Genomic DNA, 23,861 nt, shown 5'->3' on the forward strand with positions numbered 1-23,861 from the left:
GCTCCACGTGCGGGTCGGCGGCCGGCCGGCGGTCGCCGGCTCACTGTCTCAGGAGCTCGTGCACGTCAGAGCGGGCGTCGGTGGTGTGCCGCTGCCGAGCAGGCCGAAGGCCGTGGTGCCACCGGCCGGGAGCCGGCCGTTCTCCGCCGCGTTCCGGACGACGACGAGGTCGCCCTGCGACGTCGCCGTCCCGTTCCACACCTGGTCCACGCGCTCACCGGACGAGCGCCAGCTCACGCTCCACGACGTCGTCGGCGCCTCCCCGGCCCGGACGGTCACCTCGCCCTGGAAGCCGCCGGGCCAGGAGTTCACGGTGCGGTACGTCGCCGTGCAGGAGCCGGTGGGCGTCGGCGTCGTCGACGTCAGGGACGTGAAGAACCGCCAGATCTCGCCCGGCACGTGCGACTGCGACTGCCCGCGGTCCCTGGCGTCCCACTGGTGGTCGCTGTCGTTCGCGATCCACACGACCGGGTAGCCGTCACGGCACGTGTAGCTGGTCTTGGTGTGCGTGCCGCTGCCCGCGGCGGGTTCCGGAGCCTGCTGCGCCTGGCACCCGTTGTTCCGCAGGAAGCGGTCGCGCAGCGCACGACCCTGCGAGATGTTCAGGACGCTGTCCGTGACGCCGTGGGAGCCGAGGTAGGCGACGGGCTGGGTGCCGCCCGCGCATCCGGAGAGCTGGGCGCCGTTGAGGACCGCGACCGCGCGGAACACGTCGGCACGCGCGCAGGCCAGGGCGTTGCTCATGCCGCCGCCGTAGCTGAAGCCGGTGGCGAACCGCTGGCGCGTGTCGATGCAGAACGCGGAGTCGAGGGTGCGCAGCACATCGTCCACGAACGTGACGTCCCGGCCGTTGGTGTTGGGCCAGGCGTTGTCGATGCCCTGCGGGGCCACGAAGATCGTGCTGTTGCTCGCGAGCGGCTTCAGGCCGTAGAAGCCCTGGTTCACCACGTCCTGCGACGTGCCGTGCCACCAGTGCAGCCCCACGACCAGGCGGTACGCCCGGCTCGGGTCGTACCCGGCGGGCACGTCGAGGCGGAACGTGCGGGACTGCCCGCCGCTCGTGATGGTGTGGTTGCCGGTGCCGAGGCCCGCGGGCTGGCCGCAGCCGGCGGTGGCGGCCGCCGGGGCGACCTCTTCGGGGAGTGCGGAGGCGGGTGCGTGCAGCCCGCTGAGGGCGAGCAGGACGGCTGAGGCCGCCAGCAGGACCCGCCAGCCTCGGGACGGAGTGGGGTGTCGCATGGTGTCGCTCCCTTCACCAGGGTCCCCAGCCGCGCTGCCGAGGACGGGATCGGCGGACGAAGTCCGACGGTGCGGCGAATTTATCGTTAAAGGCCGGGCGGGCTGAAGGGGGTTAAACGGTTAGCGCGCCGGAGTCGGGTACGCGGCAGCGATGATTCCCGCGGCGCCCCGCCGTCTACCGGCCATCGAGCTCCTCCTCATCCGAACGGAGAGTCATGCGGCTGCTTCTCACCTCCGCAGGCGTCAGGAACGCCGCCATCCACGACGCGCTGCTCGGCCTCCTGGGCCGGCCGGTCGCCGAGTGCGACGCCCTCTGCATCCCCACCGCGCTGTACGGGCACCCGGCCGTCGGTCCGGGGCGCAACGCCTGGAACTTCATCACCGGCCGGTCCGACGACATGACCGGGCTCGGCTGGAAGTCGGTGGGCGTGCTCGAGCTGACCGCGCTGCCCACGATCGACAAAGACCTCTGGGTTCCCAAGGTCCTGGAGACGGACGTCCTCCTGGTGGCCGGCGGCGACGCCCTCTACCTGAACCACTGGATGCGGGAGTCCGGGTTCGCGGACCTCCTGCCGTCGCTGACCGAGACCGTCTACGTGGGGATGAGCGCGGGCAGCATGGTGATGACCCCGCGTATCGGGGAGTGGTTCGTGGAATGGACCCCGCCGTCGGGCGGCGACGCCACGCTCGGGACGGTCGACTTCTCGATCTTTCCGCACGTCGACCACCCGATGCTGCCGTACAACACGATGGCCGCCGCCGAGCGGTGGGCGGCAGGGATCGACGGACCGGCGTACGCGATCGACGACGAGACCGCCCTCGTGGTGGCCGACGGGTCCGTCGAGGTCGTGTCCGAGGGCAGCTGGAAGCTTCTTGGCGGCACACTGGCCCGATGAGCGATCCAGTTCTTCGCGCCACCTCCGCCGAGGCCGCGGTCGTGGGCCGGCTCCTGTGGGAGTTCAACGAGGAGTTCTCCTTCGACGGGCCAGGTGCGGACGAGTTCGCCGGCCGCTTCACGAACCTGCTCGACCGCGACGACGTCGTCGTCCTGCTCACCGGGAGTCGTGAGGACCCGACCGGCTTCGCCTTCCTCACGCTGCGCCCTACGCCCTACTACGACGGGCCGCTCGCACAGCTCGAGGAGCTCTACGTCAAGCCGCACCTGCGCGACCGCGGCGTCGGCACGGCGCTGCTGAGCGCGGCTGTCGACCTCGTCCGGTCAGTGCACGGCGGAGAGATCCACATCAATGTCGACGAGGTGGACGTGGACACGCGGCGGTTCTACGAGCGACACGGCTTCACCAACATCCAGCCCGGTGAGGACTACCGCATGCTCTGCTACGTCCGTGAGCTCTGAGGCCTGCGCGGGTCAGACGGTCTCGGAGCGCTTCTGCCGCGCGAACCGGGCCGGCAGGTCGGGCCCGTCCCACACCTGGATCGCGCGCCAGATCGACGCGGCGATCGGCACGGCGAGGATGGCGCCGGTGATGCCCACGAGCACCGTCCCGGCGGTCAGCGCGAACAGGATGACGAGCGGGTGCAGGCGCAGGGTCCGACCCATGACGATCGGCTGGAGGAAGTCGCCCTCGAGCTGGTTCACGACGACGACGATCGCTACGACGACGAGCGCCTCGACCGGCCCGACCGCGACGAGCGTGACCAGGGCCGCGAGGATGCCGGCCACCGTCGCTCCGACCAGGGGGATGAAGGCGAGGAGGAAGACGAGCACGGAGAGCGGGATGACGAGCGGGACGCCCACGATGGCGAGGCCGATCCCGATACCGACCGCGTCGACGAACGCCACGATCGCCGTCCCGCGCACGTAGCCGCCGAGCGTGCGGATCGTGGCGGCGCCGACGCGCTGCCCCCGCTCGTACCGGTGGCCCTCGAAGGGCCGCAGCAGGAACTCCCACATCGCCGGGCCGTCCTTCAGGAAGAAGAACAGCACGACGATCATGATGAAGAAGCCGGCGACGAAGTCGGCGGTCTGGGAGACACCCGCGAGGGCACCGGAGCCGAAGGCGTCCGACTGGAGCAGGTTCATGGCTGACTCGCGCACCGAGGCGAACTGCTCGGCGGTGATCTCGAACGGCAGATCCTGGATGTAGGTCTGCAGGGAGTCGAAACCGTCGAGCGCCTGGGTCTGGAGCTCGTCCCACTGGTCCACGACGGCTCGCACGACGAGCCACACGATCGCCGTCAGCAGCGCGACCAGGGCCAGCAGCGCGATCCACGTCGCGAGCAGCGACGGCAGGCCGCGGCGGCGCAACAACGAGACGAGCGGATAGATCGCCGCCGCCAGCACGAGCGCGATCAGGACGGGGATCACGACGAGCGTCAGGCGTGTGCCCACGAACCCGAAGACGGCGATGACCGCGACGACCGCGAGAATCTGCAGCGACCGCGTGCCGACACGACCGAAGCCGTCGGACCAGAGCCGGGACGCGGCGCTCTCGGCGGGGGAGATCTGGGCGGGCTCCTGTGCGGTGTCCGGCAGGGGGCGGGGTGCGCGCCGGCCGAAAAGACCCATCGGCTGTCCTCCTTGTGCGGTTCCGGCGGGGTGCCTGACCTGCTCCGACGGTAGTCCGCTACTCGGCAGGTCGCCCGCCGACCCACCCGCAGATGCGCCGAGATCTGGTGTCCGCGCCGAGATCTGGTCGCGCACGACCAGATCTCGGTGGGACCACCAGATCTCGGCGGGTGTCTGTCGTCACGCAGCGAGCTGGGCCTGCAGCGCGACGCCGTCCATCAGGTACCACATGTGCTTGAACCGGCCGTCGACGACCTCGTAGAACGCGGTCTCGGCGAAGGTGACGGTCGCGCCCGTGGGCGCGAGGCCGTTCCACTCGGTGACCGGCGTGCCGGAGTCGACGAGGCGGGCCGCCACGTGGGTGCCGTCGACCAGGAGCTCCTGGACCTCCCAGTGCAGGTCGGGGACGGCGTTCGTGTGCCGGCGGAACTCGGCCACCATGTCGTCCCGGGAGACCGGGGTGCCGTTCATGATGACCTCGTCGTGTGCGAACTCGTCCATGCGGTCGAAGTCGCGGTTGTTCGCTAGCTCGATGTAGCGGCGGTAGAAGTCGCGCAGCTCCTCCGCCGTCGTGCCGGCGTTCTGCGGAACTGCTCCTGTCGTGTCAGTGCTCATGCCGACGAGTCTTGCTCCGCGGCGACCGCGGTAGAAGGACCCCGTGAGGGGCGTACTGACAGGGCGACCCTTCGTGCCGTGGTCCGTGGTACCACTGGAGGTGTGGTCGTGAACTCCCGAGAGCTCGCCGGCAGCCTGCGTGTGTGGCGCGACAGGGTCTCGCCCGCCGAGGCGGGCCTGACCGCGGGTCCACGGCGCCGTGTTCTGGGCCTGCGCCGGCAGGAGGTCGCGGAGCTCGCGGGCCTCTCGGTGGAGTATCTCGCCCGCCTGGAGCAGGGGCGTGCCGGGCAGCCGTCGAGCCCGGTGCTGATGTCGCTGGCCCGGGTGCTCCGGCTGTCCGACCAGGAGCGCGCGCACCTGTTCCGGCTGGCGGATCAGGCCGAGCCGCTGCCGGGGCAGATCAAGCGCCACATCACGCCCAGCGTGCAGCGCATCCTGGACCGGCTGACCGACACGCCCGTCACCGTGGTCGACGCGTCGTGGCAGTGTGTGCTCTCCAACGCCATGGGCTACGCGCTCACCGGTGACACGACGGTGCTGCCCCACCGGGAGCAGAACCTCGCGTGGACCACGTTCATGAACACGCCCACCCGGTACGTGCGGACCGACGAGGAGGAACCGCTCCTGCGCCTGGAGGTTGTCGCCGACCTCCGCGAGGCATGGCTGCGGTACCCGCAGGACACACTGCTGCGGGGGCTCATCACCGACCTTCAGAAGGCGAGCCCTGAGTTCGCGGAGTTGTGGGAGCAGCGCGTGCCGCCGCAGCCCGCGCCGGTCAGCAGGACCTTCCTGCACCCGGACATCGGGCCGATCACCCTCGAGTGCGACATCCTGACCGTCCGCGACAGCGACCTGCGCCTGCTTGTCTACACTGCCGCTCCCGGCAGCGAGGCTGCCGGGCAGGTCGAGCTCCTGGCGACGGTCGGCCTCCAGCAGTTCAGCTGACGGAGCGGCTCACACCTGCATGTCCACGAACCGCTGGTAGTGGCCCTGGAACGCCACGGTGATCACGTCGGTGGGGCCGTTACGGTGCTTGGCCACGATCAGGTCCGCCTCGCCGGCGCGCGGCGACTCCTTCTCGTAGGCGTCCTCGCGGTGGAGCAGGATCACGACGTCGGCATCCTGCTCGATCGAGCCCGACTCACGAAGGTCCGACATCTGTGGTTTCTTGTCGCTGCGCTGCTCAGCGCCACGGTTCAGCTGCGAGATGGCGATGACGGGCACCTCGAGCTCCTTCGCGAGCAGCTTGAGCGAACGCGAGAACTCGGAGACCTCCTGCTGACGCGACTCGACGCGCTTGCCGGACGACATGAGCTGGAGGTAGTCGATGACCACGAGCTTGAGGTCGTGCTTCTGCTTGAGCCGCCGACACTTCGCACGGATCTCCATCAGCGACATGTTCGGCGAGTCGTCGATGAAGAGCGGGGCGTCCGACACCTTGCCCATGGTGGCGGCGAGCTTCTGCCAGTCGCCGTCGTCCATGTTGCCGCTACGCATCTTGGTCAGCGGTACGCGCGCCTCGGCGGCGAGCATTCGCATGACGATCTCGTTGCGGCTCATCTCCAGGGAGAAGATGACCGAGGCCAGGTTGTGGTGAATGGCCGCGTGAGAGGCGACGTTGATTCCCAGCACCGAGTTGTGGGTCGGGACCATCGACCGGCTCGCCAGGTACAGATGCGACGGGTTCTCCACCTCGACGCAACGCACGGGCACCGAATCGATCGGCCGAACTGAGGCGACTCCGAAGACGCGCGGCGCACCCTCATGTCCTGGGCCGATGTCCAGCTCGGTGCCACCACCAAGCTTTCCGGCCATCTCCTCGGTCGTCAGGATCTGGGCGTCTGCTGCCGCGCCGACGGCCCACTGGTGCTGAGCGTCCGCGACGATCACCGTGCCGTCGTCGAACTCCACCTCGTAGCAAGGGCGGCCTTTCATGACCTCGGTGGCCGCGACCACCCTGGTGGGAGTGCCGTCAGCAGCCAGGAGCATGTCGCCGACGGCGACCTCGCCCATGGTCGTCCAGCCGGACGGTGTCGGTAGCGGTGTATCGAGTGCCAGTGCCTTACCGACAGCAGGTCGGGCCGCCACGACGATCATCTGGCCGCCGTGCAGGCCGTTCGTCAGGCGGTCGAAGTCCGAGTACCCGGTCGGAACGCCGGTGAGTCCCTCACCGCGGCCCTGGGCGGCGTCGATCTCGTCGAAGGTCGGTCCGATGATGTCGGCCAGCGGCAGGTAGTCCTCCGACGCCCTGCGCTCGGTCACCGCGTAGACCTCGGCCTGCGCGTTGTTGACGACGTCGTCGACCTCGCCACCGTCGGTGGCGTAGCCCATCTGCACGATGCGGGTGCCGGCCTCCACGAGGCGGCGCATGATCGCGCGCTCGCGGACGATCCGTGCGTAGTAGCCGGCGTTCGCCGCCGTCGGCACGCCGGCCATGAGGTCGTGCAGGTACGGGGCGCCGCCGACACGCGCGTGCTCGCCCCGGCGCTGGAGCTCGGCGAGCACCGTGATGGCGTCGGCCGGCTCGCCGCGACCGTAGAGGTCGATGATCGCGTCGTAGATCGCCTCGTGCGCCGGCCGGTAGAAGTCGTTGCCGCGGATCTGCTCGATCACGTCGGCGATCGCGTCCTTGGACAGCAGCATGCCGCCCAGCACGCTCATCTCGGCGGCGACGTCCTGCGGCGGGGTGCGGTCGAGGCCCGGCCGTCCCGAATAGCTCGACTCCAGCTCCTCGACCGACATCCGCACCTCCTGCTTTCCACGTCTCATGACATCGTGGTGCACGCTGCGCGTGCGCTCGACCGACGTCCTACACCTGTTCTACTCCCCGCCACTGACACGCCCCGGGACCTCGGGCCCGACACGCCTTTGTGTCGTGTGTGACAGCCTCGCCCCGGCCGGCCCGCTGGTGGGTCCCGCTGACGCTAAGCCCCTGCGGACCCGAACGCAATGAGACCTGTGGACGAGCCTGTGCACATCCATGTGGAAAGGTGGCCCAGGGCTGTGCACAGTGGGTGGACAACCCTGTCCCCAGTTGTGGATAACCCCTGTGTAAAACATCACCATCCCCTCTGACCTGCATCGACGTAACCCCCAGCCTGTGGAGGAAAGAAAGTTGGGCGAGCCGCGCCACACTCCGGGTCTTCGGCGATCCATCGACCGGGAGATCCTCGCCCTCGCGGTGCCAGCCCTTGGTGCGCTCGTCGCCGAACCCGTCTTCGTGCTCGTGGACAGCGCGGTGGTCGGGCATCTCGGCACGGCCCAGCTCGCCGGTCTCTCGCTCGCGAGCAACGTGCTCCTGACGCTCGTCGGGCTGTGCATCTTCCTCGCGTACACGACCACCGCGTCGGTCGCCCGGCTCACCGGCGCGGGCAAGGAGCGCGAGGCGCTGCAGTCCGGCATCGACGGGATGTGGCTCGCGCTCGGGATCGGTGTCGTACTCGGCGCCGCCCTCCTGCTCGCCGCCCCCCTGACGGTGACCGCCCTGGGCGCGCACGGCGACGTCGCGCAGCATGCCGTGACCTACCTGCGCTGGTCGGCGCCCGGCCTCGCCGGGATGCTCGTGGTCCAGGCCGCGACCGGCGTTCTCCGCGGCCTGCGCGACACACGGACCCCGCTGGTCGTCGCGGCCTCCGGCGCACTGCTCAACGTCGGCCTGAACTTCGCGCTCGTCTACGGCGCGGGCATGGGGATAGCGGGCTCGGGCCTGGGGACGGCCATCACCCAGGTCCTCATGGCGGCGGTGCTCGGGGTGATAGTGGTGCGGGGCGCACGGGCTCGTGGGTCGAGCCTGCGTCCGCACAGGTCGGGCATCCTCTCGGGGGCCAGGGCCGGCGTGCCGCTGGTGATCCGCACCCTCAGCCTGCGAGCCGCGATCCTGCTCACCGTGGTCGTGGCGACCGACCTCGGCGCCGTCGCGCTGGCCGGGCACCAGGTCGTGAGCTCCCTGTGGGGGCTTGCCGCGTTCGCGCTCGACGCGCTCGCCATCGCGGCGCAGGCCCTGGTCGGTCACGGGCTCGGCGCAGGCGACGTCGGGCACGTGCGCCTGGTGCTGCGCCGCTGCCTGCGGTGGGGCGTCGGCGCCGGGGCGCTGATCGGTCTGGTCCTCGCGGCGGCCGGCTGGTGGATCGCGCCGCTGTTCTCGCCCGATCCCGAAGTACGCGTCGCGATCGCCCTCGGCGCAGCGGTCTGCGGCGTGCTCATGCCGATGGCGGGTTGGGTCTTCGTGCTGGACGGAGTCCTCATCGGCGCGGGCGACGGTCGCTACCTGGCGTGGGCCGGCCTGGTGACGCTGGCGGTCTACCTCCCGTTCGCGCTCGCGGTCTCCGTGTGGGGGCCGGACGGCGCACGGGGTCTCGCCTGGCTCTGGCTCGCGTTCGCCGGTGTCTTCATGGCGGCACGCGCCGTCACCACCGGATGGCGTGCGCGGGGCGACCGGTGGCTGGTGACGGGGGCGTGACCCTGCGCCCCGGCCGGTTCGTTGACCGGACCGTCAGGCCCGCACCCTGAGCCGGTAGCCCACGCCGCGCACCGAGGCGACCTCCACGTCACGGACCGGCGCCAGCCGCTTGCGCAGCCGCTTCACCGCAGACGTCACCGGGTCGGAGTCGCCGAGGTACGGCAGCTGCCAGACGCGTGCGGTGAGCTCGGCGAACGACCAGACCCGGCCCGCCTCCAGGGCGAGGGTCGCGAGCAGGTCGAACTCCCGCGCCGACAGGTACACGCGCCGGCCCAGTGCGATGACCTCCCGGCCGGCCAGGTCGACGAGCAGCGGCCCGGCCACGAGTGGTTCCAGCGTCGGCGGGGCGGTCATCGGGATCGATCGGCTGACGGCGGGAGCACTGCCGGACCGGTCCCGCAGGGCACCGGCGCCTCCGTCCAGGCCGGGCTCCGGAACCGGACCGTCGGCTCGCACGGTGGCACGAGCCGCCGTGGTGGCTGCCGCGTACCCAAGTTCCGGACGGATCGGTGCCGGGCCGGTCGCGCGGAGCACCGGCGGCGCCAGAACGCTGCCCGACGCCGGCCGGAACCGTCCGCGGCGGTCGGCGGCTCCGGCGTCGGCCACGCCGGGCAACGGTGCGGGCCTGGCCGAGGACAGCGCTGTCGACCGGCTCTCGGCCGCGACGAGCACCGGCGCCTCGGTGAAGTTGTCGCTCTCGGGATGCCGGTCGGCGGGACGCTCTGGCAGGTGCCGGCCGTAGGTCTGGTCCTCCGTCGGGCCGGGGTTGTCGTACCGCTCGGGCTGCGCGCCGAGGACGCGCGGAGCGTCGGCGGGACGCCGGGGTGCCGCGTGGTCGCCGAGGACGGCGCGGGCACCCTCCGCATCGGGTGTGGCGAGCACCGTCGCACGGCCACGGAGCAGATGGGCGATCTCGATGATCTGGTCCGAGGGCAGGCCAACGCAGACGACGAGGCCGGGGGCGGAACCTGGTGCGAGGTCGAGCGTCACGTGCTTCACCCTCCGTGGATGGGGCCGTTCGGTACTTACCGGGTGGAAACCAGCCAGCGCGCGCCAGTTTGTCCTCGGCCCGTACCAATGAGGTCAATTTTTCGTTACCTACGCGTTGCGTGCCGGAAATGACACATTCCCGCCCGGTTGGCATTTTTACGCCACAGATAACCCGGAAAGGGTGAATTTGCGCGCCGAACGGGTGAATTTCTGCCACAGCCGTTGACACGGACGACCGCCCTCCCCTCGACCGCGTTTTGACCGAGAAGTGACCGTCACCTGACCGTGAACGGACCTTGTTGCCCTGACCTGCGCAAACGACGGTTGGTGATGGCCCACGACCGTGGTCCGTCCAAGCGCATCCGGAGTCGTGGGTGCGCCGGGTAATGGAGGGTTCATGCATCGTCGAACTGCTCTCGCACGGAGCTCGACAACCGCCACAGCGGTTCTCGCGCTCGTCGCGACATCAGCTCTGAGCGTCGCCCCGGTGGCGTTCGCAGGAACGTCCCCGGCCGTGGCCGCGACGACCACGAAGGCCGTGGCGGCCGATCCCGAGGACAAGTTCACCGACTTCGCGAGGGAGATGCTGGCCGAGCGCAAGACCGCCGACTTCTGGGTCGAGATGGCCGACGAGGCGGACCTGACCGACGCCAGGGGCATCACGAACTGGGACGAGCGGGGGCAGCGGGTCTACGACGCTCTCACCAGCACCGCCGAGGCGTCCCAGGCGAGCCTGATCAAGCAGCTCGATGCTGCGGGCGCCGACTACGAGAGCTACTGGATCAGCAACCGGATCCTCGTCCAGGACGGCACGCTGGCGCTGGCGGACAAGCTCGCCAAGAGCGGCGAGGTCCAGCGGATCAGCGAGACGGTGCAGCTCAACCTGGTCGAGCCGGTCAAGCGCACCGACGTCAGCGACAAGGGCACCCTTGCCGTCGAGTGGGGTCTGGACGCCATCAACGCGCCCGAGGTCTGGGAGATGGGCTACACGGGCGAGGGCATCACCGTGTCGAACATCGACACCGGCGTGCAGTACGACCACCCGGCCCTTGCCGACCAGTACCGCGGCAAGCAGGCCGACGGCACGGTCGTGAACGACTACAACTGGCAGGACACCTCCGGCTCGGCCGAGGAGCCGTTCGACGACAACGGTCACGGCACGCACACCATCGGCACGATGGTCGGCGACGACGGCAACGGCAACCAGATCGGTGTCGCCCCCGGCGCCGACTGGATCGCCACGAACGGCTGCGACAGCTGCTCGGACGCCGCCCTGCTCTCGTCCGGGCAGTGGATCGTGGCCCCGACCAAGACGGACGGCAGCGACCCCGACCCGTCGAAGCGGCCCAACATCGTCAACAACTCGTGGGGCCTCACGGCCGCCGGCAGCATCGACGACTGGTACACCGACACCACCGAGGCCTGGGAGGCCGCGGGCATCTTCGGCACCTGGTCCGCCGGCAACTCCGGCCCCGGCTGCACGACGACGTCGTCCCCCGGCGCCAACACCGGCTCCTACTCGGTCGGCGCGTTCGACGTGAACGGCGCCATCGCCGGCTTCTCGTCCCGCGGCGCCGGCGAGGACGGCCTGGTCAAGCCCAACATCGCGGCCCCTGGCGTGAACGTGCGCTCCTCGGTCCCTGGTGACGGCTACGCGGCCTTCAACGGCACGTCCATGGCGGCCCCGCACCTCGCCGGAGCGGTGGCCCTGCTGTGGAGCGCGGCGCCCGCCCTCATCGGTGACATCGAGGGCACCCAGGCCCTGCTCGACGAGGCAGCGGTCGACACCAACGACACCACCTGCGGCGGCACCGCCGACGACAACAACGTGTGGGGCGAGGGCAAGCTCGACGTCGCCGCCCTCATCGACGCGGCCCCGATCGGCGCGACCGGCTACGTCAACGGCACCGTGACCGACGCCGACGGCGCCCCGATCTCCGGCGCCGACGTCACGGTCGACGGCGAGCGCGACCGCACCGTCAGCACCGACGAGGACGGCACCTTCAGCGCGCGCGTCCCCACCGGCGACTACGCGGTGTCCGCGTCCGCCTTCGGGTTCCTGCCCTCGGAGCCGACCCCGGCTGCCGTCACCGAGGACGGCACCGTCGACGTGCCGATCACGCTCGAGGCCGCCCCGTCGCACGCTGTGACGGGTACCGTCACCTTCGCCGGGTCGGGCGACCCGGTCGCGGGCGCCCCGGTCAGCCTCGGCAGCCACTTCGAGGACACCACAACCGGCACGGACGGCACCTTCGCCTTCGCCGACGTCCCCGAGGGCACCTACCCGCTGACCGTCGAGATGGGCGGCTGTGCCTCCACCTACGAGGCCGACGTCGTGGTCGACGGCGCGAAGGACGTGCCGGTCGAGATCACCGCGGTGACCGACGACTTCGGCTACTCCTGCGCCACGTCGACCGGCGACTACCGGCAGGGCGACACCAAGACGTCGCTCACCGGCGACGACGCACAGACGTCGCTCGACCTGCCCTTCGCCTTCCCCTTCTACGGCGAGAGCTACGACACCGCGTTCGTCACCTCCAACGGCCACCTGAACTTCCTGGCCGCCACGACGAGCTACGCGAACGGTCCCATCCCGAGCAGCGCTGCACCGAACGCCGCCCTGTACCCCTTCTGGGACGACCTGCTCATCGACGCCGAGTCGGGCCTCTACACGGGCACGACGACGGTCGACGGCGAGGACGCGTTCGTCCTCGAGTGGCGCAACGTGCGCAAGTACAGCCCCGCCTCCGACCGGCTCAACTTCTCCGTCACCCTCGTCGCCGACGGCACCGCGATCTTCGGCTACGGCGACGTGACGGACACCGACACCGCCAAGGGCAGCTCGGCGTCGATCGGTATCGAGAACGCCAACGGCACCGTCGGCATGCAGTACTCCAACAACACCGCCGCGATCTCCTCGGGGCTGACCATCACCTACACGGCGCCGGTCCTCGCGTTCCTCGAGGGCACCGTCACCGACCTCAACACGGGTGACCCTGTCAAGGGTGCCACCGTCACGGCGACCGCCGAGGGCGTAACCCGCACCGCCACCTCGCAGACGGACGGCACCTACTCGGCCATCGCCCTGCCCGGCGACTACACGGTCGAGATCACGGCGCCGGACTACGAGTCCGAGTCGGGCACCGTCACCCTCGAACCGGAGGGCACCGGCACGTTCGACGCGGCGCTCGCGGCGGGCAAGCTCGCCGTCAGCACCGGTTCGATCAGCACGACGCTCCCGCTGGGCAGCTCCACCACGAAGCGGTTCACGGTCAAGAACGAGGGCACCGCGCCGGCCGACGTCGAGCTGGTCGGCACCGGTGGCGGGTTCGACATCCTGGGGGCCGAGGGCGCCGCCGTCATCCAGCACCCGCAGGGCGAGGCGACCGTCGCCGAGTCCACGAAGCCGTCGGCAAAGGTCGGCGGGTCGTTCGGTTCCTCGGGTACGCGGCTCCAGGCCGCGGGCAAGGGGACGACGGGCAAGGCCGTGACGCCGGAGTCCATCCCGGTGTCGCCCAACGCCACGACCATCACCCACTCGACGTCGCAGGAGATCGTCGAGCTCAGCTCGGCCTCGTGCGGTGGCCTGGCGGGGACCACGGAGAACCACTTCTTCCGGACGTTCACGCTGAGCGACTTCGGCATCGACGGTGACTTCGAGGTCTCGGAGGTCTCCTTCGGGGTGGAGCAGGCGACGGCGCAGACCCTGACCGTCAAGCTCCACACCCTGGAGGGCGCCCTCACGTTCGCCAACCTGACGCAGATCGGGACGGCCGACGTCACCATCCCGGCCTCGACCCTGACGATGATCTCGGTGCCCGTGACGGGCGAGGTGCCGGCCGGCTCCACGCTCGTCGTCGAGATCGTCTCGGCCAACCAGCAGGCGAACGGTGGTGTCTTCTACATCGGGTCCAACGGTGCGGGGCAGAGCGCGCCGTCGTACCTCTCGGCCGCCGACTGCTCGCTCCCGGAGCCGGCGACGACGGACTCCATCGGCTGGCCCGACATGCACATCGTCATGAACGTCTCCGGTGACACCGCCGGCGGCGGCAGCATGGACTGGGTGACGACGACCCCTGCCGAGTTCACGCTCGCACCGGGCCAGAGCAAGACCATCACCGCGACCCTGAACGGTGTGGTGGCCCAGCCGGGTACGTTCACCGGCAAGCTCGTGGCCGACGCCGCGACGCCCTACGACGCCCCGTCGGTGGACGTGTCCATGCAGATCAACCCGCCGAAGAGCTGGGGCAAGCTCTCCGGCACCGTCGGCGGCTTCACGCCTGACGGCGTCGTGTCGCTCGGGGACTCGGTGGTCCAGCTCAACGGCTACTTCTCGAAGGTCACCCTGGTCACGGGGGCCGACGGCAAGTACGAGTACTGGTTCGACAAGTCTGAGCGCACCGCTCAGATCATCGCGACGGCCAACGGGTACGTCCCGCAGGTCGGCTCCGCGAAGGTGACGGCGGGCAAGAACGTCGTGACCGACTTCGAGCTGGACCCGCTCAAGTAGCCCAGAGCTCGCCGAAGTAGAGCGACTGTCCGGGTCTTCCTGAGCTGCTCAGGGAGACCCGGACAGTCGCTCTACCTCGCGGACCGCTCTACCGCGTCAGCGCTCGACCTCGCCGCGGATGAAGGCCTCGAGCTGGGCGCGGCCCGCGGTGTCCTCCATCTGCACCGGCGGGGACTTCATGAAGTAGGTGGCCGCGGACAGGATCGGGCCGCCGACGCCGCGGTCCTTCGCGATCTTCGCCGCACGCACCGCGTCGATGATGATGCCCGCCGAGTTCGGGGAGTCCCAGACCTCGAGCTTGTACTCCAGGTTGAGCGGCACCTCGCCGAACGCGCGGCCCTCGAGGCGCACGTACGCCCACTTGCGGTCGTCGAGCCACGCCACGTAGTCCGACGGACCGATGTGGACGTTGCGGTCCTCCTTCTTGCCGGCAAGGGGCCCGCTGAGGTTGGACGTCACCGCCTGCGTCTTGGAGAGCTTCTTGGACTCGAGGCGGTCGCGCTGCAGCATGTTCTTGAAGTCCATGTTGCCGCCCACGTTGAGCTGGTAGGTGCGGTCCAGGACGACGCCGCGCTCCTCGAACAGCTTGGCCAGCACTCGGTGCGTGATGGTGGCGCCGACCTGCGACTTGATGTCGTCGCCGACGATCGGCACGCCCGCGTCCTCGAACTTCTTGGCCCACTCCGGGTCGGACGCGATGAACACGGGCAGGGCGTTGACGAACGCGACGCCCGCCTCGATCGCGCACTGCGCGTAGAACTTGGCGGCCTCCTCCGAACCCACCGGCAGGTAGCAGACCAGCACGTCGACCTCGGCCTCGCGCAGCGCGGCCACCACGTCGACGGCGTCCTTCGTGGACTCGTCGATCGTGGCGCGGTAGTAGTCGCCGAGGCCGTCGAGCGTCGGACCACGCTGGACGGTCACGCCGGTGGGCGGCACGTCGGCGATCTTGATGGTGTTGTTCTCCGACGCGTTGATGGCCTCGGCCAGGTCGAAGCCGACCTTCTTCGCGTCGACGTCGAACGCCGCGACGAACTCGAGGTCCGACACGTGGTAGTCGCCGAACTGCACGTGCATGAGGCCCGGGACGGTACTCGCCGGGTCGGCGTCACGGTAGTAGTGCACGCCCTGGACCAGGGACGAGGCGCAGTTTCCTACGCCGACGATGCCCACGCGGATGGAGGTCATCCTCGCTCCTTCTTCGTTTGGTCTTGCTGCGATGGGCGGGGTGGCGCCGCAGCACGACCCCGTTCCGTGGAGATGAGGCCGTCGAGCCAGTGCACTTCGCGCTCGACCTTCTCGAGCCCGAACCGCTGGAGCTCGAGTGCGTACTCGTCGAGCCGTGAACGCGGGTGCGCCGCGGCCTGGCGGTACGCCTCCAGTCGTTCGGTCAGCCGGATGCGCCGACCTTCGAGGACGCGGAGGCGGGTCTCGGCGTCGGTCTGCGCGAAGAGCGCGAACCGGACGTCGAAGTTGTCGTCCTCCCAGGCCGCTGGGCCGGCGGTGGCCAGAACGGTCTGGAGGTGCTCCTTGCCCTCGGCGGTCAGCTCGTAGACGACGCGGCGTCGGCCGAGGGGTTTGGGCTTGGTGGTGCGGCCGGGTATCACCGGCTTGGTCCTGCGTGGCGGGGCCGGCGGCGGATCGCTCTCCGTCGTCGCTATCAGACCGCGGGTGACCAGGGTCTTGAGGGCCGGGTAGAGCGTGCCGTAGGAGAAGGCGCGGAACGAGCCGAGCACAAGATTGAGGCGCTTACGGAGCTCGTACCCGTGCAGCGGGGACTCGTTGAGCAGGCCGAGGACGGCGGTCTCCAGCACGTCGGACCGACTGCGCACGGCGGCCTCCTTCCCGAGCTCGACCCTGGTCCTCCGGTCGGATCCAGTCCCGATCGACGACCCGATGTATCGAGTCGATACATCGGAGAATAAGCACGGGGAATCGTGGTGCGCAATCCGTCGCTCCGGTGCCGCCGCCGTCAGCTCGGTGGTGGATGAAATGTGAAGCAGGGGCAGACGGACTGGGCTGACCCTGGGGGAAGTGTCGATGCGCGGGTGCGGGGAGCGGTTTCGGGCTATTAGTGCACGCGGGTGATCCCCTATGGTTTCGGTTTGTCCGCCGTGGCAAGTCTCGACCGCAGGCGACGGGCGCAAGTCGAACCGAGGAAGAGGCTGACGTGTCCAACTGGAGTCCCCCTCCGATCTGGCCGCACACTCCCCGACGGCGGCAGGGAATCTGGAACTACCCCCGCCCTTACCGCACCGGGCTCCGCGCGTGGGTCCCGTCGTGGCGGGTCGTCGTGGGCACCTTCCTGACGGGCACGTCGCTCGTGGCCGGCGTCCTCGTGGCCGGATGGTTCGGGTGGGAGGTGCCGGACGAGAACCCGGACGTCGGGTCGCAGACGACCACCGTGTACTACTCGGACGGCACGCCCATCGGAAAGTTCGCGGCCCAGGACCGCACGATCATGAAGCTGTCCGAGCTGCCCCCGTACATCGGGCAGGCGGTGATCTCGTCGGAGGACTCGAAGTTCGAGAGCCATCCGGGTATCGACCTGGTGGGCATCGTCCGCGCGGCGCTCAACAACTTCACGGGCGGTGCGCGACAGGGCGCGTCCACGCTGACCCAGCAGTACGTCGAGAACACCTACTACGTCGCGGGCCAGTCGAGCTACGCCGACAAGCTCCGCGAGCTCGTGCTGGCGCTGAAGGTGGACCGGGACAAGTCGAAGGACGAGATCCTGGAGGGCTACCTCAACACGATCTACCTGGGCCGAGGCGCCTATGGCGTCGAGGCGGCGTCCAAGGCGTACTTCGGGCACTCGGCCAAGGAGATGACCATCTCCCAGGCGGCCTTCCTCGCGGGCATCGTCCCGAACCCCACCTACTGGGATCCCCGACAGGGCGAGGGCGCCCAGCAGCAGGCCGAGAACCGCTGGAACCGCACCCTGAACCTGATGGTGGAGAACGGCTACATCACCGCGGAGGAACGGAACAGCGCGGAGTTCCCGAAGCTCCAGGAGTACAAGCAGGGGTCGGGCGACAACCGGACCGCCTACCTGCTGGAGCAGGTGGCGAGAGAGCTTGCCCAGCCAGATCCCGTCGGCCCCGGCATCTCCGAGGACCAGCTCACGACGCGCGGCTACGAGATCCGCACGTCGATCGACCGCAAGATGCAGGCCGCCGCCTACGAGACGATGAAGCTGCCCGAGGACGCGGACGACTCCACGCGTGCGTCACTGACGTCGATCGACCCGCAGACCGGTGAGATCAAGGCGATGTACGGCGGGCCGAACTACTCGGACTACCCGACCAACGCCGCGACCTTCCGAGCGCAGGGCGCCTCGACGTTCAAGCCGTTCACGCTGATCGGCGCGCTACGGGAGGGCGTACCGCTCACCAAGAAGTACGACAGCACGAACGGCATGACCATCGAGGGCTGGAAGACCGAGCCTGACGGCCCGGACGTCCCGCTGAGCAACTTCGACAACAAGTCGTACGGGTGGATCGACCTCGCGGACGCGACGGCGCAGTCGGTCAACGTGGTGTACGGCCAGCTCAACAAGGAGATCGGGCCGGACAAGACGGCTCAGGTCGCCTACGACCTCGGTATCCCGCGGCCTGACGACAACGAGGAGACGAACGACTGCTGCGTCATCAGGAACAACCTGGCGAACGTGCTCGGCACGGACTACGTCACCAACGTCGACCTCGCCCACGCCTACTCGACGATCGCCGCGCAGGGTTACCGCACCACGCCGCACCTGGTGACCGAGGTGAAGAGCGGAGACGTCGTCGTCGACGAGGGTGACACCACCCGCCAGAAGGTGTTCGAGCCAGACGTGATGGCCGCGACGACGTACGCGCTGGAGAAGGTGGTCCAGGAGGGGTCCGGCGTGGAAGCGCAGAAGCTCATGGGCCCCGACGGCGTGACCCCCCGCCCGGTGGCGGGCAAGACGGGCTCGTCCCAGCAGACCGAGTCGGCGTGGTTCGCCGGCTTCGTGCCGCAGCTCACCACGGTGGTCGGCCTGTACCAGTACGACATCGAGAAGAACACCTACGAGCAGGTCCAGCCGTTCGGCGGCTACGAGTGGATGACCGGTGGCTCCTGGCCCGCCAAGGCCTGGACCGCCTACATGAACAAGGCGACAGCGGGCATGGAGATCGAGAAGTTCCCCGAGTACACGCCGCCCGTTCCGGAAGCGCCGCCGTCGCCGTCGTCCTCTCCCTCGGCCACCCAGTCGGAGGAGCCCGAGGTGGAGATGGTCGTCGTCCCCGACAACCTCGTCGGCGAGCAGTACCCCAACGCCGTCTCGGCGCTCGCCGGTCTGGGGCTCGTGCCCGGGCCGGTGGAGGTGGACAGCGACCAGCCGGCCGGCACCGTGCTCGAAGTGGCCCAGGCGGGCCAGGAGGTCGAGGTCGGCACGACCATCCGGGTCCAGGTCTCGAACGGGTCCGCCGCCGAGGAGGAGACCACCACGGTGCCCTGGGGTCTGACGAACCAGCAGCAGGGCTCCGCGGAGGGACAGCTCAAGGCCGCCGAGCTGACGCCGGTCGTCCAGGAGCAGCCGTCCGACACCGTGCCGGAGGGTCGGGTCATCTCGGTCGACCCCGGCGAGGGGACCGAGGTACCGGTGGGCAGCGAGGTGACGCTCGTTGTCTCGACCGGGCCCGAGGAGAGCAGCGGGGACCCATCCGATGATCCGTCCGGTGGCAACGGGGGCGGCATCTTCGGGTAGGTCGGTGACCCGCGACGACGGGCTCGGCCGGCGCCGGCCGAGCCCGTCGTCGGGCCGGGTGAAATGCGGTTGATGCCCCTGCTCGAACACGGTGCGTACACAGAGAAACCGCGTTTGTACTACTTGCCGCGAACATCGATCCTCTATCGTTTCCACGGCCCAGTGCGATCACTGGACCGATACGAGGAACGAGGAAGACGTGGCGAACAGGAGTCCTTCTCCGATCTGGCCGCAAACTCCCCGACGACGGCGAGCTGTCTGGAACTACCCGCGGCCGTACCGGACGGGGATTCGCGCCTGGGTCCCGTCGTGGCGAGTTGTCGTCGGCACCATGCTGACCGGTATGTCGCTCGTGGTGGGCGTCTTCGTGGCGGGATGGATCGGCTGGCCGGTCCCCGCCGAGAACGAGGAGATCGGTTCGGAGACCACCACCGTCTACTACGTGAACAACAAGGTGATGGGCACGTTCGCGGCGGTGGACCGCACGATCCGGCCCCTCGACGAGCTGCCGCCGCACATACCCGCGGCTGTGCTCGCGTCGGAGGACCAGAACTTCGAGAACCACTTCGGTGTCGACCCCGTTGGTATCGTCCGTGCCTTCGTCAGCAACGTGACCGGCGGTACCCGGCAGGGTGCGTCGACGCTGACGCAGCAGTACGTGGAGAACACCTATTTCAAGCCCGGCCAGACCTCCTACGCGGACAAGTTCCGCGAGATCATCCTGGCCATCAAGGTGGACCGGGAGAAGTCGAAGGACGAGATTCTCGAGGGCTACGTCAACAGCATCTATCTGGGCCGCGGCGCCTACGGTTTCGAGGCTGCCGCGAAGGCGTACTTCGACAAGCCTGCCGCGGAGCTGACCGTCTCGGAGACCGCGATGCTGGTGGGGATCATCCCGTCGCCGTCGTACTGGGACCCGCGTTTCGGCGAGGGGTCGCGTGCCGTCGCCGAGGAGAAGTGGGCTCGCGTCCTGCGGAACATGGCCGAGCAGGGCCTCATCACCCAGGAGGAGCGCAACTCGGCCACGTTCCCCGAGCCGATCGAGTACAAGCCGGTGTCGCGTGCCGGCCAGGTGGGGTACCTGCTCGAAGAGGTCCGCAAGGAGCTTGCCGCCAGGTCGGAGATCACCGAGGAGGATCTCATGAAGGGCGGCTATGAGATCCACACCACCATCAACCCGAACTGGCAGAAGGCCGCGGTCGAGACGGCGCGGACCATCCCGTACAAGGGTGAGAACGCAGCATCGAAGGACCTCGGCGTCTCCATCGTGTCGGTCGACCCCAAGGACGGCTCGATCCGCGCCCTGTACGGCGGCGCGGACTACGCGGAGAAGCAGTTCAACGCCGCCACCGACGGCAAGGCGCAGGGCGGCTCCACGTTCAAGCCGTTCACCCTGATCGGCGCGCTCGAGGACGGGCACGAGCTCAACGAGTACTACACGGGAAACAGCCCGATGCAGATCGACGGCTGGACCAAGGAGGCGGGCGGCCCCGAGGTGGAGCTCACCAACTTCGGCACCGAGCCCGGCGGTGAGTCGTTCGGCGACATCGACCTGATCGACGCGACGGCGAACTCAGTGAACACGGTCTACGCGCAGCTCAACGTGGAGATCGGGGCGAAGAAGACCCAGGACGTCGCGATCCGGGCGGGGATCCCCAAGGGGGATACGAACGCCGAGCTGTCCAACGTGCTCGGCACCTCAACGGTGCGCGCCGTGGACCTCGCGGGCGCCTACGCGACGTTCGCCGCGATGGGTACCCGGACGACGCCGCACATCGTCAACTCCGTGAAGGACGGCGAGCTGACCCGCTACGAGTGGAACGGCACGCCGGAGCCGAACATGATCGATCCCGAGGTGATGTCCAAGGCCACCTACGCGCTGCAGAAGGTGGTCGAGGAGGGGTCGGGCAAGCCGGCGCAGGAGCTCCTCGCTCCGGACGGCAACCCGCGTCCGGTCGCCGGCAAGACCGGTTCCACCAACAAGAACATGTCGGCCTGGTTCGCCGGCTACATCCCGCAGGTCTCGACGGTCGTCGGCCTCTACCAGTCGACGCCGGACAACAAGGGTCAGGCGCCGATCACGCCGTTCGGCGAGTGGGCGGGCGGCAGCCTGACCGGTGGCACCTGGCCGGTCTGGGCCTGGACCGAGTACATGAAGAAGATCACCGGGAAGATGGAGGTCGTGCCCTTCCCGGACTACGTGCCGCCCCTGCCGTCCCCTTCCCCCACGCCGACGCCGTCGCCCACGCCGACGCCCACCCCGGACAAGGTCGAGGTCCCGGTCGGGCTCGTCGGGCAGCAGTACAACGGGGTCGCGGCGGTGCTGTACGAGCTGGGTCTTGACCCGGTGCCGGTGGAGGTCGAGAACGATCAGCCCGCCGGGACGGTGCTCTCGGTGCAGCACGAGGGCCAGGAGGTTCCTCGTGGCACGGGCATCCGGGTCGAGGTCTCGACCGGACCTCGTGACGAGATGACGAGGGTGCCGGGCGGCCTGGTCGGCGGCGACGAGAACAACGCGCGCAACCAGCTCCGGAACGCCGGGCTCAGGCCCGCCATCCAGTACCAGGCGTCCGAGGACGTCGAGCAGGGCGTGGTCATGCAGGTCAACCCGACCGAGGGTACGGAGGTGCCTGTCGGCAGCCCGGTGCAGGTGATCGTCTCGTCCGGACCGGGCGACATCGGCTTCCCGACCGGTGAACCGACGGGCGGTGGTGGCGGCGGAGGCGGCGGTGGCGGTGGCGGCGGTGGTGGTGGCGGCTGACGCTCGCCCTCCCCTGACCCCGTGACCGAGGGGCCGTCTCCTGCTGGAGGCGGCCCTCGGCCGTCGCCAGATTGCCGAGATCTCGGGTGTGAGGGGCCTCTCGCCCGTTCGATTCCGCCGTCGTCCACATGGCGGGTAGGCTTGGCCCTTGCTGTGAACCCTCCTGTCACGGAACGACCGTGACCGCTGAGACCAGAGGAGGTGGGTATACACATGCGTCAGTACGAAATGATGGTGATCCTTGACCCGGAGGTCGAGGAGCGCACCGTTGCCCCGTCGCTCGACAAGTACCTGTCGGTCATCACGACCGAGGGCGGCTCTGTCGACAAGGTGGACATCTGGGGGCGCCGCCGTCTGGCCTTCGAGATTCAGAAGAAGTCCGAGGGCATCTACGCCGTGGTCGACTTCACCGCGACGTCTGCCACCGCCAAGGAGCTGGACCGTCAGCTCGGCCTCAACGAGGTCGTGCTCCGGACCAAGATCCTGCGCACCGGCGACAAGTGAGTCGTCCGAACTGACCCCTCTTCGCCCGCGCGAGTGTCAGTGTCTCGTGGTTGCATTCACCGCGAACCCGGATACCGCGTACGGAACGTCGACTGAATCGAGGAATTGGCATGGCTGGTGAAACTGTCATCACAGTGATCGGGAACCTCACCGGGGACCCGGAGCTGCGCTTCACCCCTTCAGGTGCTGCGGTCGCCAACTTCACGGTGGCGTCGACCCCGCGGACGTTCGACCGCCAGAGCAACGAGTGGAAGGACGGGGAGACCCTGTTCATGCGCTGCTCGATCTGGCGTGAGGCCGCGGAGAGCGTCGCGGAGTCGCTGACCAAGGGCACGCGCGTCATCGCGCAAGGTCGCCTGGTCCAGCGCTCCTACGACACCCGTGAGGGCGAGAAGCGAACCGTTGTCGAGCTGCAGGTGGACGAGATCGGTCCCTCCCTGCGCTACGCCACGGCCAAGGTCACCCGGGCCCAGCGGTCCGGTGGTGGCGGCTTCGGTGGCGGCGGCGGCTTCAACGGTGGCGGTGCCCAGCAGGGCGGCGGCTCCGGTGGAGGATTCAGTTCTTCCGGTGGCGGTCAGAGCAATGACGACCCGTGGGCCACGGCAGGCCCGGCGTCGTCCGGTGGTTCGTTCTCGGACGACCCGCCCTTCTGATCGACATCCCCACGTTCATTCTTTTTGCTCGTACGGCCCGCCAGGCCGAGTGAGCAGCACCTGACGAAGGAGCAACACCATGGCGAAGCCTGTGGTGCGCAAGCCCAAGAAGAAGATCAACCCGCTCAAGTCGGCGAAGATCCACAACATCGACTACAAGGACACGGCGCTCCTGCGCAAGTTCATCTCTGACCGCGGAAAGATCCGTGCGCGTCGTGTCACTGGTGTCTCCGTGCAGGAGCAGCGTCAGATCGCGAAGGCCGTGAAGAACGCCCGCGAGATGGCCCTGCTGCCGTACACGTCCACGGCTCGCTGAGGAAGGGATCGAGAACAATGGCAAAGCTGATCCTGACCCACGAGGTGACCGGCCTGGGTGAGCCCGGCGACGTGGTTGAGGTGAAGGACGGGTACGCCCGTAACTTCCTCATCCCGCGTTCGCTCGCGACGCCCTGGACCAAGGGCGCCGAGTCCGACATCAACGCGATCCGCAAGGCTCGCAAGAGCCGCGAGATCGCCTCGCTGGACGAGGCGAAGGCCCTGGCCAGCTCGCTGTCCGCGAAGCCGGTCGTCGTCGCGGCGAACGCGGGCCCCGGTGGCCGTCTGTTCGGTGCGGTGACAACGGCGGACATCGCCGGTGCGGTCTCCGCCGCCGGCGGCCCGTCCGTCGACAAGCGCAAGATCGAGATCGGTCAGTCCATCAAGTCGACCGGCGACTACACCGTGTCGATCCGCCTGCACCCTGAGGTGTCGGCCAAGATCGGTGTGAAGGTCGTCGCCGGCTGAGCTGACGCTCGGTTGCCTGTCTGATCGCGTGATCGCGTGATCGCGTGATCGCGTGATCGCGTAAGGCCCCGGCTTCCCCTGTGGG

General features: G+C 69.1%; 18 protein-coding genes. 11 read left to right on the forward strand and 7 right to left on the reverse strand.

All coding sequences use genetic code 11. The features are described from left to right. Window positions 1-48 precede the first annotated feature (48 nt). Window positions 49-1,239, reverse strand: a complete 1,191-nt coding sequence (locus tag ACFWE2_RS14545) for a cellulose binding domain-containing protein (RefSeq protein ID WP_377224947.1) — start codon at window positions 1,237-1,239, stop codon at window positions 49-51. 215 nt (window positions 1,240-1,454) lie between these two features. Here ACFWE2_RS14545 and ACFWE2_RS14550 point away from each other — a divergent pair, with 215 nt between their 5' ends. Then, window positions 1,455-2,135 carry a Type 1 glutamine amidotransferase-like domain-containing protein gene (locus ACFWE2_RS14550; protein WP_377224948.1) on the forward strand — a complete coding sequence of 227 codons (681 nt, stop codon included), beginning with the start codon at window positions 1,455-1,457 and terminating at the stop codon, window positions 2,133-2,135. Then, window positions 2,132-2,596, forward strand: coding sequence for a GNAT family N-acetyltransferase (locus ACFWE2_RS14555; RefSeq protein ID WP_377224949.1), 465 nt, complete (start codon window positions 2,132-2,134; stop codon window positions 2,594-2,596). The genes ACFWE2_RS14550 and ACFWE2_RS14555 overlap by 4 nt, the downstream gene beginning before the upstream one ends. A 12-nt stretch (window positions 2,597-2,608) precedes the next feature. On the opposite strand, the gene ACFWE2_RS14560 is transcribed toward ACFWE2_RS14555, so the two are convergent. Together ACFWE2_RS14560 and ACFWE2_RS14565 are read right to left on the reverse strand one after the other, a co-directional pair. After that, window positions 2,609-3,769: an AI-2E family transporter gene (locus ACFWE2_RS14560; RefSeq protein WP_377224950.1), complete on the reverse strand. Its 1,161-nt coding sequence runs from the start codon at window positions 3,767-3,769 to the stop codon at window positions 2,609-2,611. A 180-nt stretch (window positions 3,770-3,949) separates the two neighbouring features. Beyond that, complete coding sequence (locus ACFWE2_RS14565; protein WP_377224951.1) at window positions 3,950-4,384, reverse strand: ester cyclase; 435 nt, start codon at window positions 4,382-4,384, stop codon at window positions 3,950-3,952. Window positions 4,385-4,492: 108 nt separating this feature from the next. Between ACFWE2_RS14565 and ACFWE2_RS14570 the strand changes: the two genes are divergently transcribed. Further along, window positions 4,493-5,329: a helix-turn-helix transcriptional regulator gene (locus ACFWE2_RS14570; RefSeq protein WP_377224952.1), complete on the forward strand. Its 837-nt coding sequence runs from the start codon at window positions 4,493-4,495 to the stop codon at window positions 5,327-5,329. A 9-nt stretch (window positions 5,330-5,338) separates the two neighbouring features. Here ACFWE2_RS14570 and dnaB read toward each other — a convergent pair whose 3' ends face one another. Next, window positions 5,339-7,153: a replicative DNA helicase gene (gene dnaB, locus ACFWE2_RS14575; protein ID WP_377224953.1), complete on the reverse strand. Its 1,815-nt coding sequence runs from the start codon at window positions 7,151-7,153 to the stop codon at window positions 5,339-5,341. Window positions 7,154-7,499: 346 nt separating this feature from the next. Here dnaB and ACFWE2_RS14580 point away from each other — a divergent pair, with 346 nt between their 5' ends. Further along, window positions 7,500-8,843 (forward strand): MATE family efflux transporter, encoded by a 1,344-nt coding sequence (locus ACFWE2_RS14580; RefSeq protein WP_377224954.1) that lies wholly within the window; start codon window positions 7,500-7,502, stop codon window positions 8,841-8,843. Between the two features lie 33 nt (window positions 8,844-8,876). Here the strand turns inward: ACFWE2_RS14580 and ACFWE2_RS14585 are convergent, their stop codons facing one another. Beyond that, window positions 8,877-9,833 (reverse strand): winged helix-turn-helix domain-containing protein, encoded by a 957-nt coding sequence (locus tag ACFWE2_RS14585; RefSeq protein ID WP_377224955.1) that lies wholly within the window; start codon window positions 9,831-9,833, stop codon window positions 8,877-8,879. A gap of 487 nt (window positions 9,834-10,320) precedes the next feature. Here ACFWE2_RS14585 and ACFWE2_RS14590 point away from each other — a divergent pair, with 487 nt between their 5' ends. Then, window positions 10,321-14,343 carry a carboxypeptidase regulatory-like domain-containing protein gene (locus tag ACFWE2_RS14590; RefSeq protein ID WP_377224956.1) on the forward strand — a complete coding sequence of 1,341 codons (4,023 nt, stop codon included), beginning with the start codon at window positions 10,321-10,323 and terminating at the stop codon, window positions 14,341-14,343. 96 nt (window positions 14,344-14,439) lie between these two features. On the opposite strand, the gene ACFWE2_RS14595 is transcribed toward ACFWE2_RS14590, so the two are convergent. After that, window positions 14,440-15,531 (reverse strand): inositol-3-phosphate synthase, encoded by a 1,092-nt coding sequence (locus ACFWE2_RS14595; protein WP_377224957.1) that lies wholly within the window; start codon window positions 15,529-15,531, stop codon window positions 14,440-14,442. Then, window positions 15,528-16,175 carry a PadR family transcriptional regulator gene (locus ACFWE2_RS14600; RefSeq protein ID WP_377224958.1) on the reverse strand — a complete coding sequence of 216 codons (648 nt, stop codon included), beginning with the start codon at window positions 16,173-16,175 and terminating at the stop codon, window positions 15,528-15,530. Before ACFWE2_RS14600 ends, ACFWE2_RS14595 begins: the two co-directional genes overlap by 4 nt. Before the next feature lie 461 nt (window positions 16,176-16,636). Here ACFWE2_RS14600 and ACFWE2_RS14605 point away from each other — a divergent pair, with 461 nt between their 5' ends. From ACFWE2_RS14605 to rplI, 6 genes are all read left to right on the forward strand, one after another. Continuing rightward, window positions 16,637-19,075 carry a transglycosylase domain-containing protein gene (locus tag ACFWE2_RS14605; protein WP_377224959.1) on the forward strand — a complete coding sequence of 813 codons (2,439 nt, stop codon included), beginning with the start codon at window positions 16,637-16,639 and terminating at the stop codon, window positions 19,073-19,075. A gap of 331 nt (window positions 19,076-19,406) precedes the next feature. Further along, a complete protein-coding gene (locus ACFWE2_RS14610) occupies window positions 19,407-21,836 on the forward strand; it encodes a transglycosylase domain-containing protein (protein ID WP_377224960.1) in 2,430 nt (809 codons plus the stop codon). Between the two features lie 213 nt (window positions 21,837-22,049). Continuing rightward, entirely contained in the window at window positions 22,050-22,340 is a 291-nt protein-coding gene (gene rpsF, locus ACFWE2_RS14615) for a 30S ribosomal protein S6 (protein ID WP_207775488.1), read from the forward strand. Window positions 22,341-22,450: 110 nt separating this feature from the next. Continuing rightward, window positions 22,451-22,993, forward strand: a complete 543-nt coding sequence (locus ACFWE2_RS14620) for a single-stranded DNA-binding protein (protein ID WP_377224961.1) — start codon at window positions 22,451-22,453, stop codon at window positions 22,991-22,993. Between the two features lie 79 nt (window positions 22,994-23,072). After that, window positions 23,073-23,309, forward strand: a complete 237-nt coding sequence (gene rpsR, locus ACFWE2_RS14625) for a 30S ribosomal protein S18 (RefSeq protein WP_116673133.1) — start codon at window positions 23,073-23,075, stop codon at window positions 23,307-23,309. A gap of 17 nt (window positions 23,310-23,326) precedes the next feature. After that, the gene (gene rplI, locus ACFWE2_RS14630; RefSeq protein WP_377224962.1) at window positions 23,327-23,776 is read left to right on the forward strand and encodes a 50S ribosomal protein L9; all 450 of its coding nucleotides are present in this window, start codon (window positions 23,327-23,329) and stop codon (window positions 23,774-23,776) included. The last annotated feature ends 85 nt before the right edge of the window (window positions 23,777-23,861 follow it).

It is taken from the genome of Promicromonospora sp. NPDC060271 (genome assembly GCF_042726755.1).
GTDB lineage: Bacteria > Actinomycetota > Actinomycetes > Actinomycetales > Cellulomonadaceae > Promicromonospora.

Bases quoted from the DNA above. Each gene is read 5' to 3' on its own strand.
- rpsR (WP_116673133.1), top strand. From the start codon at position 23,073: ATGGCGAAGCCTGTGGTGCGCAAGCCCAAGAAGAAGATCAACCCGCTC.
- ACFWE2_RS14620 (WP_377224961.1), top strand. From the start codon at position 22,451: ATGGCTGGTGAAACTGTCATCACAGTGATCGGGAACCTCACCGGGGAC.
- rplI (WP_377224962.1), top strand. From the start codon at position 23,327: ATGGCAAAGCTGATCCTGACCCACGAGGTGACCGGCCTGGGTGAGCCC.
- rpsF (WP_207775488.1), top strand. From the start codon at position 22,050: ATGCGTCAGTACGAAATGATGGTGATCCTTGACCCGGAGGTCGAGGAG.
- ACFWE2_RS14550 (WP_377224948.1), top strand. From the start codon at position 1,455: ATGCGGCTGCTTCTCACCTCCGCAGGCGTCAGGAACGCCGCCATCCAC.
- ACFWE2_RS14610 (WP_377224960.1), top strand. From the start codon at position 19,407: ATGCTGACCGGTATGTCGCTCGTGGTGGGCGTCTTCGTGGCGGGATGG.
- ACFWE2_RS14555 (WP_377224949.1), top strand. From the start codon at position 2,132: ATGAGCGATCCAGTTCTTCGCGCCACCTCCGCCGAGGCCGCGGTCGTG.
- dnaB (WP_377224953.1), bottom strand. From the start codon at position 7,153: ATGAGACGTGGAAAGCAGGAGGTGCGGATGTCGGTCGAGGAGCTGGAG.
- ACFWE2_RS14560 (WP_377224950.1), bottom strand. From the start codon at position 3,769: ATGGGTCTTTTCGGCCGGCGCGCACCCCGCCCCCTGCCGGACACCGCA.
- ACFWE2_RS14565 (WP_377224951.1), bottom strand. From the start codon at position 4,384: ATGAGCACTGACACGACAGGAGCAGTTCCGCAGAACGCCGGCACGACG.
- ACFWE2_RS14595 (WP_377224957.1), bottom strand. From the start codon at position 15,531: ATGACCTCCATCCGCGTGGGCATCGTCGGCGTAGGAAACTGCGCCTCG.
- ACFWE2_RS14545 (WP_377224947.1), bottom strand. From the start codon at position 1,239: ATGCGACACCCCACTCCGTCCCGAGGCTGGCGGGTCCTGCTGGCGGCC.